The organism is Burkholderia cepacia, assembly GCF_001718835.1.
In the GTDB taxonomy this organism is placed as follows: Bacteria; Pseudomonadota; Gammaproteobacteria; order Burkholderiales; family Burkholderiaceae; genus Burkholderia; species Burkholderia cepacia_F.
Genome location: NZ_CP013443.1, coordinates 331,597 through 350,523, shown reverse-complemented (window position 1 = coordinate 350,523; position 18,927 = coordinate 331,597). Strand labels below are relative to the sequence as shown.

General features: G+C 59.1%; 10 protein-coding genes, 6 tRNA genes and 3 rRNA genes. 1 reads left to right on the top strand and 18 read right to left on the bottom strand.

Going from position 1 to position 18,927, the window contains the following annotated elements:
- Positions 1 to 20: 20 nt before the first annotated feature.
- From rpoB to WT26_RS04825, 12 genes are all read right to left on the bottom strand, one after another.
- Complete coding sequence (gene rpoB / locus WT26_RS04880; protein WP_027788581.1) at positions 21 to 4,127, bottom strand: DNA-directed RNA polymerase subunit beta; 4,107 nt, start codon at positions 4,125 to 4,127, stop codon at positions 21 to 23.
- 377 nt (positions 4,128 to 4,504) lie between these two features.
- Positions 4,505 to 4,879 carry a 50S ribosomal protein L7/L12 gene (gene rplL, locus WT26_RS04875; protein ID WP_021161757.1) on the bottom strand — a complete coding sequence of 125 codons (375 nt, stop codon included), beginning with the start codon at positions 4,877 to 4,879 and terminating at the stop codon, positions 4,505 to 4,507.
- A 63-nt stretch (positions 4,880 to 4,942) separates the two neighbouring features.
- A complete protein-coding gene (gene rplJ / locus WT26_RS04870) occupies positions 4,943 to 5,440 on the bottom strand; it encodes a 50S ribosomal protein L10 (protein ID WP_021161756.1) in 498 nt (165 codons plus the stop codon).
- A gap of 309 nt (positions 5,441 to 5,749) precedes the next feature.
- On the bottom strand, positions 5,750 to 6,448 hold the full coding sequence (gene rplA, locus WT26_RS04865; RefSeq protein WP_006482906.1) for a 50S ribosomal protein L1: 699 nt from the start codon (positions 6,446 to 6,448) through the stop codon (positions 5,750 to 5,752).
- Positions 6,449 to 6,880: a 50S ribosomal protein L11 gene (rplK, locus tag WT26_RS04860; protein ID WP_006477201.1), complete on the bottom strand. Its 432-nt coding sequence runs from the start codon at positions 6,878 to 6,880 to the stop codon at positions 6,449 to 6,451. It abuts the gene before it with no gap.
- 144 nt (positions 6,881 to 7,024) lie between these two features.
- On the bottom strand, positions 7,025 to 7,582 hold the full coding sequence (nusG, locus tag WT26_RS04855) for a transcription termination/antitermination protein NusG (RefSeq protein WP_006400672.1): 558 nt from the start codon (positions 7,580 to 7,582) through the stop codon (positions 7,025 to 7,027).
- Position 7,583: 1 nt separating this feature from the next.
- Positions 7,584 to 7,964: a preprotein translocase subunit SecE gene (gene secE, locus WT26_RS04850; RefSeq protein ID WP_006482892.1), complete on the bottom strand. Its 381-nt coding sequence runs from the start codon at positions 7,962 to 7,964 to the stop codon at positions 7,584 to 7,586.
- 43 nt (positions 7,965 to 8,007) lie between these two features.
- Positions 8,008 to 8,083 (bottom strand) — tRNA-Trp (locus WT26_RS04845).
- A gap of 59 nt (positions 8,084 to 8,142) precedes the next feature.
- Positions 8,143 to 9,333 carry an elongation factor Tu gene (gene tuf, locus WT26_RS04840; RefSeq protein WP_006482910.1) on the bottom strand — a complete coding sequence of 397 codons (1,191 nt, stop codon included), beginning with the start codon at positions 9,331 to 9,333 and terminating at the stop codon, positions 8,143 to 8,145.
- A gap of 69 nt (positions 9,334 to 9,402) precedes the next feature.
- Positions 9,403 to 9,477 (bottom strand) — tRNA-Thr (locus WT26_RS04835).
- 24 nt (positions 9,478 to 9,501) lie between these two features.
- Positions 9,502 to 9,575: transfer RNA gene (locus WT26_RS04830), tRNA-Gly, on the bottom strand.
- Positions 9,576 to 9,618: 43 nt separating this feature from the next.
- Positions 9,619 to 9,704 (bottom strand) — tRNA-Tyr (locus tag WT26_RS04825).
- Positions 9,705 to 10,360: 656 nt separating this feature from the next.
- On the opposite strand from WT26_RS04825, the gene WT26_RS04820 reads away from it, so the two are divergent.
- Positions 10,361 to 11,506, top strand: coding sequence for a hypothetical protein (locus tag WT26_RS04820; protein ID WP_059909153.1), 1,146 nt, complete (start codon positions 10,361 to 10,363; stop codon positions 11,504 to 11,506).
- A 210-nt stretch (positions 11,507 to 11,716) separates the two neighbouring features.
- Here the strand turns inward: WT26_RS04820 and rrf are convergent.
- The 6 genes from rrf to WT26_RS04790 form a co-directional block, all read right to left on the bottom strand.
- A 5S ribosomal RNA gene (gene rrf, locus WT26_RS04815) occupies positions 11,717 to 11,829 on the bottom strand.
- A 183-nt stretch (positions 11,830 to 12,012) separates the two neighbouring features.
- Positions 12,013 to 14,986 (bottom strand): 23S ribosomal RNA (locus WT26_RS04810).
- Between the two features lie 283 nt (positions 14,987 to 15,269).
- Positions 15,270 to 15,345 (bottom strand) — tRNA-Ala (locus WT26_RS04805).
- A gap of 37 nt (positions 15,346 to 15,382) precedes the next feature.
- Positions 15,383 to 15,459: transfer RNA gene (locus WT26_RS04800), tRNA-Ile, on the bottom strand.
- A 63-nt stretch (positions 15,460 to 15,522) separates the two neighbouring features.
- Positions 15,523 to 17,053, bottom strand: a 16S ribosomal RNA gene (locus WT26_RS04795).
- The 16S, 23S and 5S rRNA genes sit together here with 2 tRNA genes alongside, the layout of an rRNA operon.
- Positions 17,054 to 17,584: 531 nt before the next feature.
- Positions 17,585 to 18,844, bottom strand: coding sequence for an SGNH/GDSL hydrolase family protein (locus WT26_RS04790; protein ID WP_069272301.1), 1,260 nt, complete (start codon positions 18,842 to 18,844; stop codon positions 17,585 to 17,587).
- Between the last annotated feature and the right edge of the window lie 83 nt (positions 18,845 to 18,927).

Sequence of the window (18,927 nt, the reverse complement as noted above, 5' to 3'; positions counted from 1 at the left end):
GCTTTCTCTCCGTAGTCCGATTAATTGCGGTCGAGATCGATGTCGATACCGAGCGAGCGGATTTCCTTCACGAGCACGTTGAAGGATTCCGGCATGCCTGCATCGATCACGTGATCGCCCTTGACGAGGTTTTCGTACACCTTCGTCCGGCCGGTCACGTCGTCCGACTTCACCGTCAGCATTTCCTGCAGCACGTAGGACGCGCCGTACGCTTCGAGTGCCCACACTTCCATTTCACCGAAACGCTGGCCGCCGAACTGCGCCTTACCACCCAGCGGCTGCTGCGTGACGAGCGAGTACGGGCCGGTCGAACGCGCGTGCATCTTGTCGTCGACCAAGTGGTGCAGCTTCAGGTAGTGCATGTAGCCCAGCGTCACGCGACGTTCGAACATTTCACCCGTGCGGCCGTCGTACAGGCGGACCTGGTTCTTCGACGGGTTCATGCCGAGCTGTTCGGCGATGTCGTCCGGGAACGCGAGGTCGAGCATCTTGCCCATTTCTTCCTCGGTCGCACCGTCGAACACCGGCGTCGCGAACGGCACGCCTTCGCGCAGGTTCTTCGCGAGTTCGAGGATCTCGTCGTCGGTGAAGCTTTCCAGGTCTTCCTGGCGGCCCGACTCGTTGTAGATCTTCGTCAGGAACACGCGCAGTTCCTCGATCTTCGCCTGACGCTGCAGCATTTCGCCAATACGCCAGCCGAGGCCCTTCGCGGCCCAGCCGAGGTGCACTTCCAGAACCTGACCCACGTTCATCCGCGACGGCACGCCCAGCGGGTTCAGCACGACGTCTGCCGGACGGCCGTCGGCCATGTACGGCATGTCTTCGATCGGGACGATCTTCGACACGACACCCTTGTTACCGTGACGGCCCGCCATCTTGTCGCCAGGCTGCAGGCGACGCTTGACCGCGAGGTACACCTTGACCATCTTCAGCACGCCCGGCGGCAGTTCGTCGCCTTGCGTGAGCTTCTTGCGCTTCTCTTCGAACGCGAGGTCGAACTGGTGACGCTTCTCTTCGATCGAGTTCTTGATCGCTTCGAGCGATGCCGCTGCTTCGTCGTCCGCGAGGCGGATGTCGAACCAGTGGTAGTGGTCGAGGTCTTCCAGGTAAGCCTGGTCGATCTTCGTGCCCTTCGCGAGCTTCTTCGGGCCGCCGTTCGCGACCTTGCCCACGAGCATGCGTGCGAGACGCTGGAACGCGTCGCCTTCCACGATGCGCAGCTGGTCGTTCAGGTCGAGACGGTAACGCTTCAGTTCGTCGTCGATGATCTGTTGCGCACGCTTGTCGCGCTGGATGCCTTCACGCGTGAACACCTGGACGTCGATCACGGTGCCGCTCATGCCCGACGGCACGCGCAGCGACGTGTCCTTCACGTCCGAAGCCTTCTCGCCGAAGATCGCGCGCAGCAGCTTCTCTTCCGGCGTCAGCTGGGTCTCGCCCTTCGGCGTGACCTTGCCGACCAGCACGTCGCCTGCTTCGACTTCCGCACCGATGTACACGATGCCCGATTCGTCGAGACGGCCGAGCTGGACTTCCGCCAGGTTCGAGATGTCGCGCGTGATTTCTTCCGGCCCGAGCTTCGTGTCGCGTGCAACGACGTTCAGCTCTTCGATGTGGATCGACGTGTAGCGATCGTCGGCCACGACCTTCTCCGAGATCAGGATCGAATCCTCGAAGTTGTAGCCGTTCCACGGCATGAACGCGATCAGCATGTTCTGGCCGAGCGCGAGCTCGCCCAGGTCCGTCGAGGCGCCGTCGGCCAGCACGTCGCCGCGCGAGACCTTGTCGCCCATCTTCACGATCGGACGCTGGTTGATGTTCGTGTTCTGGTTCGAACGCGTGTACTTGATCAGGTTGTAGATGTCGACACCGACTTCACCTGCGACCGCTTCGTCGTCGTTCACGCGAATCACGATACGGCCTGCGTCGACATAGTCGACGACGCCGCCGCGGAACGCCTGAACCGTCGTGCCCGAGTCGACCGCGCAGGTGCGCTCGATGCCCGTCCCGACGACCGGCTTTTCCGGACGCAGACACGGCACGGCCTGACGCTGCATGTTCGAACCCATCAGTGCACGGTTCGCATCGTCGTGCTCAAGGAACGGAATCAGCGAGGCTGCAACCGACACGATCTGCGACGGCGCGACGTCCATGTACTGGATACGGTCCGGCGTGACCATCATCGTTTCGCCGGCTTCACGCGACGACACGAGTTCGTCGATCAGCGTGCCGTTCTCGTCGATCGCGGCGTTCGCCTGCGCGATCATGTAGCGGCCTTCCTCGATCGCCGACAGGTAGTCGATCTGGTCGGTCACCTTGCTGTCCACGACCTTGCGGTACGGCGTCTCGAGGAAGCCGTACTCGTTCAGGTGCGCATACAGTGCGAGCGAGTTGATCAGACCGATGTTCGGACCTTCCGGCGTTTCGATCGGGCACACGCGGCCATAGTGGGTCGGGTGCACGTCACGGACTTCGAAGCCTGCGCGCTCGCGCGTCAGACCGCCCGGGCCCAGTGCGGAAACACGGCGCTTGTGCGTGATTTCCGACAGCGGGTTGGTCTGGTCCATGAACTGCGACAGCTGCGACGAACCGAAGAACTCGCGGATCGCCGACGAAATCGGCTTCGAGTTGATCAGGTCGTGCGGCATCAGGTTTTCGCTTTCGGCCTGGCCGAGGCGTTCCTTGACCGCGCGCTCGACACGCACGAGACCCGCGCGGAACTGGTTTTCCGCCAGTTCGCCGACGCAACGCACGCGACGGTTGCCGAGGTGGTCGATGTCGTCCACTTCGCCCTTGCCGTTGCGCAGCTCGACGAGGATCTTGATCGTCGCGAGGATGTCGTCGTCCTGCAGCGTCATCGGGCCGGTGATCTCGTCACGGCTGACGCGGCGGTTGAACTTCATGCGGCCGACCTTCGACAGGTCGTACGCTTCTTCGCTGTAGAACAGACGGTTGAACAGGGCCTCGACCGCTTCTTCGGTCGGCGGCTCGCCCGGACGCATCATGCGGTAGATCGCGATGCGCGCGGCCGTCTTGTCGGTCGTTTCGTCGACACGCAGCGTCGACGAGATGTACGGGCCCTGGTCCAGGTCGTTCGTGTAGAGCGTCTGGATGTCCTTGATGCCCGCTTCGCGCAGCTTCTCGAGCACGCTTTCCGTGACTTCGTCGTTCGCGCTCGCGATCACTTCGCCGGTGTCGCCGTCGACGACGTTCTTCGCCAGCACGCGGCCGAGCAGATAGTCTTCCGGCACCGAGATGAACTTGGTCTTCGCGGCTTCGAGGTCGCGAATGTGCTTCGCGTTGATCCGCTTGTCCTTCTGGACGATGACCTTGCCATCACGATCCGTGATGTCGAAACGCGCGACTTCACCACGCAGGCGCTCGGGCACGAACTCGAGTTGCGCGCCCTCGTCCATCAGCGTGAAGTTGTCGAACACGAAGAAGTTCGCGAGGATCTGTTCCGGCGTCAGGCCGATGGCCTTCAGCAGGATCGTGACCGGCATCTTGCGGCGACGGTCGACGCGGAAGTACAGGATGTCCTTCGGGTCGAATTCGAAGTCGAGCCACGAGCCGCGGTACGGAATGATCCGCGCCGAGAACAGCAGCTTGCCCGAGCTGTGCGTCTTGCCCTTGTCGTGTTCGAAGAACACGCCCGGCGAACGGTGCAGCTGCGAGACGATGACACGCTCGGTGCCGTTGATGACGAACGAGCCCGTCGGCGTCATGAGCGGAATTTCGCCCATGTACACTTCCTGCTCTTTCACTTCCTTGACGACCGGCTTGTTCGGCGATTCCTTGTCGAGGATGACAAGGCGGACCTTCGCGCGCAGCGCGGAGCAGTACGTCAGGCCGCGCTGCTGGCATTCCTTGATGTTGAATGCCGGCGCGGACAACGCGTAGCTCACGAACTCGAGGCGCGCGAAGCCGTTGTGCGAAACAATGGGAAATACCGATGTGAACGCGGCCTGCAAACCTTCAGGCTTGCGTTGCGTGGCCGGCACATCGGCTTGCAGAAACGTGCTGAATGATTCAAGCTGGGTAGCCAGCAAGAAAGGAACTTGGTGAACGATGGGGCGCTTCGCGAAACTCTTGCGAATGCGCTTCTTCTCGGTGAAGGAATATTGCATACGATCTCCGAATCACGGCGGGTGCTATCGAGGCGGAATACCTGGACGTTTCAAACCCGAGTGTTCACCGACTGAGACCCGATGGCCGTCCGACGGCTTGAACGAGCCGAGAAGCTTGGTGGTTGGCCGCTACCAACCGCTGGCTGACGGCAGCGGATGCCTGTGTTGCCCGCTACCCGACCAAACTTGCCTTCTGCAGTCGCTTCAGAAGACAAAGAGAACCGCCATTCGTGACCAATCACAACGATCAGGCGGTTTTCTTTGGCTTCTGGGGCCGATTATTCGGGCTCCCGAATGAGTGCCAGAATAACGTCCCCACAAAGCACAAAAAGGCCGGCGGTGAAAATACCGCCAGCCTTCGCACAGCGCGCCGAAACTTACTTGACTTCGACCTTCGCGCCTGCTTCTTCCAGCTTCTTCTTGGCTTCTTCAGCAGCAGCCTTGTCGACGCCTTCCTTGACAGCCTTCGGTGCGCCGTCAACGACGTCCTTCGCTTCCTTCAGGCCCAGGCCCGTCAGTTCGCGAACTGCCTTGATGACTGCAACCTTGTTGCTGCCTGCTTCAGCCAGAACGACCGTGAATTCGGTCTTCTCTTCTGCAGCAGCAGCAGCGCCGCCGCCTGCCGGGCCAGCGACTGCCACTGCAGCTGCCGACACGCCAAACTTCTCTTCGAATGCCTTGACCAGTTCGTTCAGTTCCAGAACGGTCATCCCTTCGACTGCTGCCAGGATGTCTTCTTTTGCGATTGCCATTTGAAATACTCCTAAATTGAATTCGGATACAGCCAGCGATCAATGACGCTGATGCACGTTCGATTACGCAGCTTCGGCTTGCTTCTTTTCTGCCAGCGCGGCCAGGGCACGCGCGAAGCCCGAAACAGGCGATTGCATAACGAACAGCAGCTTCGAGAGCAGTTCTTCGCGGCTCGGGATGCTTGCCAGCGCTTGCACGCCAGCCTTGTCCATCACCTTGCCATCGAACGAACCAGCCTTGATGACCAACTTGTCATTGCTCTTGCTGAAGTCGTTGACGACCTTAGCAGCAGCAATTGCATCTTCCGAGATGCCGTAGATCAACGGGCCAGTCATCTGCTCTGCCAGCGGAGCAAACGGCGTACCTTCAACGGCGCGACGCGCCAGCGTGTTCTTCAACACGCGCAGGTAAACCTGTTGCTCACGCGCTTTCGCGCGCAGCTTGGTCAGATCGCCAACCGCAATTCCACGATACTCAGCCAGCACAACGGTCTGGGCCTTCGCGACTTGCGCGGAAACCTCAGCGACGACGGCTTGCTTGTCTTCTCTATTAAGCGGCACGGTTAGCCTCCAGAAACGATACGTTTGGCTTGCCGGTATGGCACACGAACCTCACGTACCTCGTTCAACAACGGCGTCCGACCTCGTTAGGAGTATTTCCACCTCATGCCGCGAATCGCTTCACGGCCTGCGGCTTCACCACTGCAAAACTTTTTCGGGTTCGCCATCTGCGTTGGCTTGAATTAAGGGATCACCTGACTGCGGCACCCCACCAACGGTCTTTGATAACCGGTTGCCCGCCCTGCTGCACGAACAACCGCCCAAAGCCCATGTAGGCCGCTTCGCGAACGAAGCGGCCCGAATACTTGCTTACTGTGCTGCCAGCGTAGCCTGGTCGACACGCACGCCGACGCCCATCGTGCTCGACAGTGCGATCTTGCGCAGGTAGACGCCCTTGCTCGTTGCCGGCTTTGCCTTCTGCAGCGCTTCGATCAGCGCCGACAGGTTCGAACGCAGTGCGGTCGGCTCGAACGATGCACGGCCGATGGTCGCGTGGATGATACCGGCCTTGTCGACACGGAATTGCACCTGACCAGCCTTCGCGTTCTTGACGGCGGTTGCGACGTCCGGCGTGACCGTACCGACCTTCGGGTTCGGCATCAGGCCGCGCGGGCCGAGGATCTGGCCGAGCGTACCGACGATACGCATCGTGTCCGGCGAAGCGATCACGATGTCGAAGTCCATCTGGCCAGCCTTGATCTGCTCAGCCAGGTCTTCCATACCGACGATTTCCGCGCCTGCTGCACGAGCCTGCTCGGCCTTCTCGCCTTGCGCGAACACGGCAACGCGAACCGACTTGCCCGTACCTGCCGGCAGGACGACCGAACCACGAACGACCTGGTCCGACTTCTTCGCATCGATGCCGAGCTGGACTGCGACGTCGATCGACTCGTCGAACTTCGCGCTCGCGCATTCCTTCACGAGGCTCAGTGCGTCTTCGATCGCGTACAGCTTCTGACGATCGACCTTGGCGGCAAATGCCTGACGGCGCTTGGAGATCTTAGCCATTTACACGCCCTCCACAGTGATGCCCATCGAGCGTGCGCTACCAGCGATGGTGCGAACGGCTGCGTCCAGATCAGCTGCCGTAAGGTCCGGCATCTTGGTCTTCGCGATTTCTTCGGCTTGAGCGCGCGTGATCGAACCGACCTTGTCGGTGTGCGGCTTGCTCGAGCCCTTGTCCACCTTCGCCGCCTTCTTGATCAGGACGGTCGCCGGCGGCGTCTTCATCACGAACGTGAAGCTCTTGTCAGCGAATGCCGTGATGACCACCGGCACCGGCAGACCCGGCTCCATGCCTTGAGTCTGCGCGTTGAACGCCTTGCAGAACTCCATGATGTTCAGGCCGCGCTGGCCCAGTGCCGGACCGACCGGCGGCGACGGGTTGGCTTTACCTGCAGGGATCTGCAGCTTGATAAAGCCGATAATCTTCTTTGCCATTTGTGAACCTCATTGGAACGCCGGAGGAAAGGCGTTCGGTGAGTGATAACGCGCTTTCGCCGCTGGCTACTGACGCTCCTCAACGGCCATGACGCGGGCCGTAAGCGCGAAGGTGGGCAGCCGAGGCTGCCCACCGAATCGGGATCAAACTTTTTCGACCTGGCCGAACTCGAGTTCGACCGGGGTGGATCGGCCAAAGATGGTGACCGACACACGCACGCGCGATTTTTCGTAGTTGACTTCTTCGACGGTGCCGTTGAAGTCCGTGAACGGGCCTTCCTTGACACGCACCATCTCGCCGACTTCGAACAGGGTCTTCGGGCGCGGCTTCTCGACGCCTTCCTGCATCTGCGACATGATCTTCTCGACTTCCTTCGGGGAAATCGGGGTCGGGCGATTACGCGCACCGCCGACGAAACCGGTGACCTTCGCGGTGTTCTTCACGAGGTGCCACGTTTCGTCCGTCATTTCCATCTCCACCAGCACGTAGCCGGGGAAGAATCGACGCTCGGTTACTGCCTTGTGGCCGCCTTTGACTTCGACCACTTCTTCGGTCGGAACCAGGATCTGACCGAATTTGTCCTGCATGCCAGCACGTTCGATGCGCTCTTGAAGCGCACGTTGCACGCTCTTCTCCATACCGGAGTAGGCGTGCACGACGTACCAACGCTTTCCGCTCGGGGATGCCGGAGTATCGCTCATATCATTTCCAACCCAGAATCGCCGAGAAAATCACCCATTCGATCGATTTGTCACTCAACCAGAGGAAAATCGCCATCACGAGCACGAAACCGAACACGACGAGTGTGGTTTGCGTTGCTTCCTTACGGGTGGGCCAAACGACCTTCCGGACTTCCTTGTACGAATCCTTGGCAAAGGCGATGAGGCTCTTGCCAGGTGCGGACATCAGCCCGACGGCCACGCCGGCGATGATCCCTACCGCCAACGCGGCACCGCGGACATACCACTGCTGATTGGCCAGCCAGAAGAAGCCCACGAATCCGGCCAAGACCAGCAATACGCCCAGGGCCAGCATCAGCTTATCGCCGGAGGTATTTACAGTTTCGACGGATGGATTCGCCATAACACCTTAAAACAAATGCCACGTAGGACACGTGGCTATTTTTTGGCAGGGGCAGAGGGAATCGAACCCCCAACCTTCGGTTTTGGAGACCGACGCTCTGCCAGTTGAGCTATACCCCTAAACCATACTGGGGCTGGCTGTTGCCAGCCCCAAAACTGTCGATCAACGAATAACTGGCTTACTCGATGATCTTGGCGACGACGCCGGCGCCGACCGTACGGCCACCTTCGCGGATTGCGAAGCGCAGACCTTCTTCCATCGCGATCGGAGCGATCAGCTTCACCGTGATCGACACGTTGTCGCCCGGCATCACCATTTCCTTGTCCTTCGGCAGCTCGATCGAGCCCGTCACGTCCGTCGTACGGAAGTAGAACTGCGGACGGTAGTTGTTGAAGAACGGCGTGTGGCGGCCGCCTTCGTCCTTGCTCAGCACGTACACTTCAGCCGTGAAGTGCGTGTGCGGCGTGATCGAACCCGGCTTCGCCAGAACCTGGCCACGCTCCACGTCTTCACGCTTCGTGCCGCGCAGCAGGATACCGACGTTGTCGCCTGCCTGACCCTGGTCCAGCAGCTTGCGGAACATTTCAACGCCCGTGCAGGTCGTCTTCACCGTCGGCTTGATACCGACGATTTCGATTTCTTCGCCGACCTTCACGATGCCGCGCTCGACACGACCCGTCACCACCGTACCGCGGCCCGAGATCGAGAACACGTCTTCCACCGGCATCAGGAACGCGCCGTCAACTGCACGCTCCGGCGTCGGGATGTACGTGTCCAGCGCGTCTGCCAGGCTCATGATCGCCACTTCGCCCAGCTCGCCCGTGTCGCCTTCCAGCGCCAGCTTGGCCGAACCCTTCACGATCGGCGTGTCGTCGCCCGGGAAGTCGTACTTCGACAGCAGCTCGCGAACTTCCATCTCGACCAGCTCGAGCAGTTCTGCGTCGTCCACCATGTCGCACTTGTTCAGGAACACGATGATGTACGGAACGCCAACCTGACGCGCCAGCAGGATGTGCTCACGCGTTTGCGGCATCGGGCCGTCTGCTGCCGAGCAAACCAGGATCGCGCCGTCCATCTGCGCTGCGCCCGTGATCATGTTCTTCACATAGTCAGCGTGGCCCGGGCAGTCGACGTGTGCGTAGTGGCGGTTAGCCGTTTCGTACTCGACGTGTGCCGTGTTGATCGTGATGCCGCGCGCCTTTTCTTCCGGTGCCGCGTCGATCTGGTCGTATGCCTTCGCTTCGCCGCCGAACTTCTTCGTCAGAACCGTCGTGATCGCTGCCGTCAGCGTCGTCTTGCCGTGGTCAACGTGACCAATCGTACCAACGTTCACGTGCGGCTTGGTCCGCTCAAACTTTTCCTTGGCCATTTTCAACTCCCAAAAGGAATTTCACAGGTTGCGCCGCGCGCAAACAACAAGACACTGACTTTTTACTGCTGGTGCCCATGGGCAGGATCGAACTGCCGACCTCTCCCTTACCAAGGGAGTGCTCTACCACTGAGCCACATGGGCGCTTTACGCTTCAACTTCGCGGTCTGGAGCGGGTGAAGGGAATCGAACCCTCGTCGTAAGCTTGGAAGGCTTCTGCTCTACCATTGAGCTACACCCGCACGGGCCACAAACGATTCCTTACCGCTCACTGCGCTGATATCTTGGTGGAGGAGGTTGGATTCGAACCAACGTAGGCGTAAGCCAACAGATTTACAGTCTGCCCCCTTTAGCCACTCGGGCACCCCTCCGTAGAGAACTGACGATTATGGGGGTACATCGCACCCCTGTCAAGCACATCCGGAAGATTATTTTCATTCTCTTCACCAGCACCTGACTGATACGCCCCAAGCCCCTCATCGACGCCGCACCGAGCATTTACGCCCTCGCGAACACCGAAAGTCACACCTGGCGCGCCAATGCACGCATCTTCGTCAGACTCCGACCGTTCCGTCACGAACCTGAGTTCACGCCGAAAAATCGGAAGACCGCCATCATACGACCTTCGCACGATAAAGCCAAGCGGGTAAACGCAAAAAACCGCAAATTTCGTGCCGAACTTGATCTGCCGGTCTTTTGCGCACCCGAGACGCCTTTACGATCGAAGCGCCCTGCTCGCATCCACAACCGGGATGCACGCGCAGATCCAGCACATTTTCCTCAGGCCGGCGTCGCCAATCTCCTCGCGTAGCGGCAACAGCAGTCCGCCGTGTCGCCCGACCGCATGGACGCGCATGCCTATGCGCGGCTATTCGTTCGCTCCCGATGCTCGAGTGCTGCGACTCAGCACCGACTGGCGCCCCTCGTTGCGCCACGTTAGTCTGTGTAGGGTCCGGAACCAAATGCGCAGTCTGTGACGCCAAGGGAACGCCGGGCGCACGATTCGAACCCGACACCAGGAGCTTCCATGCGCCTCTCATGTGCGCTGCTGTTCGCCGCCTCACTCGTCACGGACATCGCGCATGCCGCTCCGGACGAAAGCCTCTACCGCGGCACGATCGGCAAGTCGTCTATCGTTCTACGCTTCTACCAGAACGACAAGCAGGCGATCGGCCGTTACTTCTATCGCTCGCAAGGCATCGACATCGGTCTGGTCCCGACCGTCAACGCGGGGGAATTCATCGAGTGTTCCCTTTCCGGCGGCGGCGACGAACCAATCGCCTGCGCCGAACCGACCGGCGTCTGGTCCCTCTCGTTCGCATCCGGATCGGCATCCGGGACGTGGAGGAAAAGCGCAGGGGCGGTGGCCACCCTGCCGATCCGACTGGAGCGCACGAGCGCCACCTGCGACGCGAACTTTCACGGATCGTCGGCAACCGAACGCGGTTACGATTGCTTGCGGGTGGAAGGGCCGACGGAGATTTCCGCACGCAAGGGAACGTCAGCCGATCGCGCCGTCACCTGGCGATTCATCACCGAAAAGCGAAGTGGCGCATCCGCTCCGCAGCTGACGAGCGGACCGTCAGCGGACGCAGTGCGAACCATCAACGCCGACCTCGATCGGGTGTTTCGGGAAACGGTCGGCCTGGCACTCATGGCCCGGCCGAAAGGCGACTCGAGCTGCACGCCGACGGTGGCATTCGCCAATACCCGCTTGTTCACGGTCGACGCGACATGCTACTGGGATTGGCCAGGCGCAGCTCACCCGTCAAGCGGCTGGAATACCACGACCTACGATCTCGCCACCGGCAAGCCCCTTGACTGGACTCGCACGGTTCGCTTTCCGGCTGCCGGAGCCGAAACCTTCGACTTCACGAAAGGGAACGATGTAGTGTCGCTCGCGCTAAGACGTGCTGCGGACGAGCGCAACGACAAGGAATGCATTGACCAAGCATTCCGAAGCTTTGAATGTGACGACTCGCGATGTCGCAACCAGGGCGCGAAGAAGATGGCGGATTGGAAGTGGTCACTCCTGCTTTCGCCCAGGAAGGAAGGACTCTTTGCCGCGTTCAATGCGTATTCGGAGGCCGAGAGAAACTGTCGGGGCGAAGGCGTGCTCTTGCCTTGGCGCGGCGTTCGCGCGCTTTTGCTCGCACCTCGCACACTGCCGTGAGTGCCAGCCTTGCGGTTGGCCGGTTGCCGGAAGTGACACATGTGCAATGGTGGACCGGGACCATGCGTAGCGCCGATCTGCATCGGCAATCTAGGGCGCCTGAGCAGAGTGATGGGTAACATTTTCGTGCGCCGGCGCGCCCGGTGCCATTTCCGTCGCTGGAAATGCAAAAACCCCCGCCGGTTGGGCGGGGGTTTCTGGCTTGAGGGAGCCTGACGATTACCTACTTTCACACGGGAATCCGCACTATCATCGGCGTAGAGTCGTTTCACGGTCCTGTTCGGGATGGGAAGGGGTGGGACCGACTCGCTATGGTCATCAGGCAAAGAGGGTTGTTCTGCTGGCTGGGCCAACAGAACCAATCTGGGAAGAAGCAGTAATTGAGGTTGTGAGCTGTATCTCACACATACGCGGCACTTCAACCGCAGTACGTCGAGTGCCTCGCACTCGACGCTCGATATCCGTAAGCGCTGAAGCGCTAACGGCTATCGAGACAGCCTTGTTATAGGATCAAGCCTTACGGGCAATTAGTATCAGTTAGCTGAACGCATTACTGCGCTTACACACCTGACCTATCAACGTCCTGGTCTCGAACGACCCTTCAAGGGGATCAAGTCCCCAGGGATATCTCATCTTAAGGCGAGTTTCCCGCTTAGATGCTTTCAGCGGTTATCTCTTCCGAACATAGCTACCCGGCGATGCGACTGGCGTCACAACCGGTACACCAGAGGTTCGTCCACTCCGGTCCTCTCGTACTAGGAGCAGCCCCCTTCAAATATCCAACGCCCACGGCAGATAGGGACCAAACTGTCTCACGACGTTTTAAACCCAGCTCACGTACCTCTTTAAATGGCGAACAGCCATACCCTTGGGACCGGCTACAGCCCCAGGATGAGATGAGCCGACATCGAGGTGCCAAACACCGCCGTCGATATGAACTCTTGGGCGGTATCAGCCTGTTATCCCCAGAGTACCTTTTATCCGTTGAGCGATGGCCCTTCCATACAGAACCACCGGATCACTATGACCTGCTTTCGCACCTGCTCGACTTGTCGGTCTCGCAGTTAAGCACGCTTATGCCATTGCACTATCAGCACGATTTCCGACCGTACCTAGCGTACCTTCGTACTCCTCCGTTACGCTTTGGGAGGAGACCGCCCCAGTCAAACTGCCTACCATGCACTGTCCCCGACCCGGATCACGGGCCAAGGTTAGAACCTCAAACAAACCAGGGTGGTATTTCAAGGACGGCTCCACCGAAACTAGCGTTCCGGTTTCATAGCCTCCCACCTATCCTACACAGATCGGTTCAAAGTCCAATGCAAAGCTACAGTAAAGGTTCATGGGGTCTTTCCGTCTAGCCGCGGGTAGATTGCATCATCACAAACACTTCAACTTCGCTGAGTCTCGGGAGGAGACAGTGTGGCCATCGTTACGCCATTCGTGCAGGTCGGAACTTACCCGACAAGGAATTTCGCTACCTTAGGACCGTTATAGTTACGGCCGCCGTTTACCGGGACTTCAATCAAGAGCTTGCACCCCATCATTTAATCTTCCGGCACCGGGCAGGCGTCACACCCTATACGTCCACTTTCGTGTTTGCAGAGTGCTGTGTTTTTATTAAACAGTCGCAGCCACCAGTTTATTGCAACCCCTTCACCCTCCTGGCGCAGGCCAGTCAAGCTACAAGGGCGTACCTTATCCCGAAGTTACGGTACCAATTTGCCGAGTTCCTTCTCCCGAGTTCTCTCAAGCGCCTTAGAATACTCATCTCGCCCACCTGTGTCGGTTTGCGGTACGGTCATCGTTAGACTGAAGCTTAGAGGCTTTTCTTGGAACCACTTCCAATTGCTTCGCGCCCTAGAGCGCTCGCGCCACACCCTTGAATCCTGCGCCCGGATTTGCCTAAGCGCCTTCTCCAATGCAGCGACCGGGACTTCCAACACCCGGACAACCTTCCGCGATCCGTCCCCCCATCGCATCTAACGACGGTGCAGGAATATTGACCTGCTTCCCATCAGCTACGCATTTCTGCCTCGCCTTAGGGGCCGACTCACCCTACGCCGATGAACGTTGCGTAGGAAACCTTGGGCTTACGGCGAGGGGGCCTTTCACCCCCTTTATCGCTACTCATGTCAGCATTCGCACTTCCGATACCTCCAGCACCCTTTACAAGGCACCTTCGCAGGCTTACGGAACGCTCTCCTACCATGCGTACACTCCTTCAAATCCACCGCTCATCACACCGCAACGATCATTGTTGGGTGCTTTGTCGCCACTGCGTGGCGACAAGCTCGGTGCACTTGAAGGAGTGCACGCATCCGCAGCTTCGGTATATGGCTTAGCCCCGTTACATCTTCCGCGCAGGACGACTCGATCAGTGAGCTATTACGCTTTCTTTAAAGGGTGGCTGCTTCTAAGCCAACCTCCTGACTGTTTTAGCCTTCCCACTTCGTTTCCCACTTAGCCATATTTGGGGACCTTAGCTGGCGGTCTGGGTTGTTTCCCTCTTGACACCGGACGTTAGCACCCGATGTCTGTCTCCCGTGATTGCACTCTTCGGTATTCGGAGTTTGCTATGGCGGGGTAATCTGCAATAGACCCCCCAACCATGACAGTGCTCTACCCCCGAAGGTGAGACACGAGGCACTACCTAAATAGTTTTCGGAGAGAACCAGCTATTTCCAGGTTTGTTTAGCCTTTCACCCCTATCCACAGCTCATCCCCTAACTTTTCAACGTTAGTGGGTTCGGACCTCCAGTACGTGTTACCGCACCTTCATCCTGGCCATGGATAGATCACCTGGTTTCGGGTCTACGCCCAGCAACTGAACGCCCTATTCGGACTCGCTTTCGCTACGCCTGCCCTATACGGTTAAGCTTGCTACTGAACGTAAGTCGCTGACCCATTATACAAAAGGTACGCCGTCACCCCTTACGAGGCTCCGACTGTTTGTATGCATGCGGTTTCAGGATCTATTTCACTCCCCTCCCGGGGTTCTTTTCGCCTTTCCCTCACGGTACTGGTTCACTATCGGTCGATCACGAGTATTTAGCCTTGGAGGATGGTCCCCCCATCTTCAGACAGGATTTCACGTGTCCCGCCCTACTTGTCGTACACCTAGTTCTTTCATACTGTTTTCGCCTACAGGGCTATCACCTGCTATGGCCGCACTTTCCAGAGCGTTCGGCTAACAATACAAATAAAGAGTACAAGGCTCATCCCATTTCGCTCGCCACTACTTTGGGAATCTCGGTTGATTTCTTTTCCTGCGGTTACTTAGATGTTTCAGTTCACCGCGTTCGCTTCGCATGGCCTATGTATTCAGCCATGGATACTCCATACGGAGTGGGTTTCCCCATTCGGATATCTACGGATCAAAGCTTGTTTGCCAGCTCCCCGTAGCTTTTCGCAGGCTACCGCGTCCTTCATCGCCTGTGATCGCCAAGGCATCCACCACATGCACTTGTTCGCTTGACCCTATAACGAGTCTGTCTCGTTACAGGTTGAGTTCTCGCGTTGTGCCGTATTCCAATTGAGCCGAACATGAAGTTCGAATCATCTTGAGATACATCGATACAATCACAACCCGGATAGTTTCCACGTCCATCTCAAAGACGCTTGCGCTATCCAAATTACTTACTTCTTCCAGATTGTTAAAGAACGACAGCCGATACAGTTACCTGCATCACTCTGACTGGCTCAATCGCCAATGCCAAATCCTCGGTTCGCTTTCGAACCAAGCACTTCGCATTGAAGATTGTGGTGGAGGCAGACGGGATCGAACCGACGACCCCCTGCTTGCAAAGCAGGTGCTCTCCCAGCTGAGCTATGCCCCCATGTGTACAGAGACTCTCAGGTTTCCACGTCAGACAATGGTGGGTCTGGTTGGATTCGAACCAACGACCCCCGCCTTATCAAGACGGTGCTCTAACCGACTGAGCTACAGACCCCTGAGTCTGTCCTAATTTACAGCCGATAAGCGTGAGCGCTCAACTTGTGCGAGATAGCTCTGGAAAGGAGGTGATCCAGCCGCACCTTCCGATACGGCTACCTTGTTACGACTTCACCCCAGTCATGAATCCTACCGTGGTGACCGTCCTCCTTGCGGTTAGACTAGCCACTTCTGGTAAAACCCACTCCCATGGTGTGACGGGCGGTGTGTACAAGACCCGGGAACGTATTCACCGCGGCATGCTGATCCGCGATTACTAGCGATTCCAGCTTCATGCACTCGAGTTGCAGAGTGCAATCCGGACTACGATCGGTTTTCTGGGATTAGCTCCCCCTCGCGGGTTGGCGACCCTCTGTTCCGACCATTGTATGACGTGTGAAGCCCTACCCATAAGGGCCATGAGGACTTGACGTCATCCCCACCTTCCTCCGGTTTGTCACCGGCAGTCTCCTTAGAGTGCTCTTGCGTAGCAACTAAGGACAAGGGTTGCGCTCGTTGCGGGACTTAACCCAACATCTCACGACACGAGCTGACGACAGCCATGCAGCACCTGTGCGCCGGTTCTCTTTCGAGCACTCCCGAATCTCTTCAGGATTCCGACCATGTCAAGGGTAGGTAAGGTTTTTCGCGTTGCATCGAATTAATCCACATCATCCACCGCTTGTGCGGGTCCCCGTCAATTCCTTTGAGTTTTAATCTTGCGACCGTACTCCCCAGGCGGTCAACTTCACGCGTTAGCTACGTTACTAAGGAAATGAATCCCCAACAACTAGTTGACATCGTTTAGGGCGTGGACTACCAGGGTATCTAATCCTGTTTGCTCCCCACGCTTTCGTGCATGAGCGTCAGTATTGGCCCAGGGGGCTGCCTTCGCCATCGGTATTCCTCCACATCTCTACGCATTTCACTGCTACACGTGGAATTCTACCCCCCTCTGCCATACTCTAGCCCGCCAGTCACCAATGCAGTTCCCAGGTTGAGCCCGGGGATTTCACATCGGTCTTAGCGAACCGCCTGCGCACGCTTTACGCCCAGTAATTCCGATTAACGCTCGCACCCTACGTATTACCGCGGCTGCTGGCACGTAGTTAGCCGGTGCTTATTCTTCCGGTACCGTCATCCCCCGATCGTATTAGGACCAGGGATTTCTTTCCGGACAAAAGTGCTTTACAACCCGAAGGCCTTCTTCACACACGCGGCATTGCTGGATCAGGGTTGCCCCCATTGTCCAAAATTCCCCACTGCTGCCTCCCGTAGGAGTCTGGGCCGTGTCTCAGTCCCAGTGTGGCTGGTCGTCCTCTCAGACCAGCTACTGATCGTCGCCTTGGTAGGCCTTTACCCCACCAACTAGCTAATCAGCCATCGGCCAACCCTATAGCGCGAGGCCCGAAGGTCCCCCGCTTTCATCCGTGGATCGTATGCGGTATTAATCCGGCTTTCGCCGGGCTATCCCCCACTACAGGACATGTTCCGATGTATTACTCACCCGTTCGCCACTCGCCACCAGGCCGAAGCCCGTGCTGCCGTTCGACTTGCATGTGTAAGGCATGCCGCCAGCGTTCAATCTGAGCCAGGATCAAACTCTTCAGTTCAAACCTGTTACTGTTTTCGGTTCCGTAGAACCGGTCGCTCACTCAAAGCTGACAGGAATATGAATTGCTTCATAAACCTGACTTACTTTAGTGTGAGACTCTTGATACTTTTGCTAATCCGATCTGACGATCGGCTCGCTGTCATCAAGCGCCCACACTTATCGGCTGTTAATTTTTAAAGAACGTGTCCGCGAGAAAACCGTCTTTCTCAGCAGCGCTGCGTTTTCAGCAGCAGAGAAGCGAGATTATGAACCGTGTTTCGCAGCGCGTCAACAACTTTTTTCACTACATCGTTGCGACTGCGGGGTTCAACTTCCTTCCCTCTTCCACGCCGCGTTTCCGTTAGCGCGAAAGAGGCGTGATTCTAAGCACCTCCCGCGCCAAGCGCAAGGGGGTTCGCGAAATAAATTCAAAAGCCCCCGTGCGCTGCCGCGCACGGGGGCTTTTACGCCGATGAATCGGGACGCGATGGATGACGCTCAGCCGTGCCCTCTTATATATAGCAAGAAAAGTGCGCCGCTCCCGAGCCCCTCACTTCCCAGCAACCGCGGCCTGCAGTTGCTCGACCGACACCGCGTCGGCCATCGCCGTGTATCCCGCATCGCTCGGATGAATGCCGTCGCCGCTATCGAACCGGCGCTGCAGCACGCTCGGGCGCGCCGGATCGCGCAGCACCGCGTCGAAGTCCACCACACCGTCGAACCCGCCACCGCTCCGGATCCACCAGTTCACCTCGAGCCGGATCGCCTCGCGCCCCGCCGGCAGCCCGGCCGGCGTCAACGTCGCGCCGAAGACCTTCACGCCCTGACGGTGCGCCGCATCAATCAGCCGGCGGTAACCGTCGATCAGCGACGCAGCCGTGACCTGCGTATGCGGGTGGTCGCAATCGAGCCCCGCGCGCGGCGGCATCGCCGCAAAGTTGATGTCGTTGATCCCGATCAGCACGATTGCCGCCTTGACGCCCGCGCGCGACAACGCATCGCGCTCGAAGCGGGATTGCAGCGACGTGCCGTAGCACGCCGAATCGCTGAGCAGCCGGTTCCCGCTGATGCCCAGATTCACCACACCGACCGCGTCCGACTCCGCCAGCCGACGCGCCAGTGCGTCCGGCCAGCGACGGTTCCGGTTCACGCTCGAGCGCAGCCCGTCGGTGATCGAATCGCCGATCGCGGCTACGCTGGCGCGCGCGGAACCGGTCTCGACCGCGAGTTCGGTCACCCACGCGAATTGAGTAAAGCGGGTGCGGAACGCACCGGCGCCGGCGTCCTTCGTGTGATCTCCAGGCCCCGATACGTAATTGACCTGGTTCGACACGCGGTGCCAGACCGTCATCCGCTGGCGCGCTCCCATATACAGGCTGACCGCATAAGGCCGACCGGTTGCCACGTCGATCCCCACCGGATCGCTTTCGAGTTCCTGGCCCGGCGCCAGCGTCACCGACGCCCGCCCGCCGAACCGCACCGCAACGGGCACACCGTCCGCCAACGCCGCGCCGTCGCCGGCCCGCGCCAGACTCGCCGATTCGACGACCAACGGCGCACTACCGTACACATTGCTCAGCCGAATCCGCGCCGCCCGGCCCGTCACCGTCGGGTAGACGATCTGCCGGACCGTCCGGCCCGCCACGTCGGGCGCGCGATAAAGCGGCGGCGGTGCGGCAAGGTCGGGAATCGGCTGCAACGCGGTCGCCCACGCGGCAACCCACCCCGCCTGCGCAGCGCCGGCGGCCAGCGGCGACAGGAGAACGGACGCGCCCAGCGCGACCGCGGCAAGACTGCTGCGAAATGACATCGGCAAAATCCTCGTCGGAAAGCGGGCATTGTGCCGCAGATGCGGTTCGGCACCGCGCGCCGCCACTCGTTCCCCATCGGCAC

Coding starts and splice junctions, on each gene's coding strand:
- rpoB (WP_027788581.1), bottom strand. CDS start 4,127: ATGCAATATTCCTTCACCGAGAAGAAGCGCATTCGCAAGAGTTTCGCG.
- rplL (WP_021161757.1), bottom strand. CDS start 4,879: ATGGCAATCGCAAAAGAAGACATCCTGGCAGCAGTCGAAGGGATGACC.
- rplA (WP_006482906.1), bottom strand. CDS start 6,448: ATGGCTAAGATCTCCAAGCGCCGTCAGGCATTTGCCGCCAAGGTCGAT.
- rplK (WP_006477201.1), bottom strand. CDS start 6,880: ATGGCAAAGAAGATTATCGGCTTTATCAAGCTGCAGATCCCTGCAGGT.
- nusG (WP_006400672.1), bottom strand. CDS start 7,582: ATGAGCGATACTCCGGCATCCCCGAGCGGAAAGCGTTGGTACGTCGTG.
- secE (WP_006482892.1), bottom strand. CDS start 7,964: ATGGCGAATCCATCCGTCGAAACTGTAAATACCTCCGGCGATAAGCTG.
- tuf (WP_006482910.1), bottom strand. CDS start 9,333: ATGGCCAAGGAAAAGTTTGAGCGGACCAAGCCGCACGTGAACGTTGGT.
- WT26_RS04820 (WP_059909153.1), top strand. CDS start 10,361: ATGCGCCTCTCATGTGCGCTGCTGTTCGCCGCCTCACTCGTCACGGAC.
- WT26_RS04790 (WP_069272301.1), bottom strand. CDS start 18,844: ATGTCATTTCGCAGCAGTCTTGCCGCGGTCGCGCTGGGCGCGTCCGTT.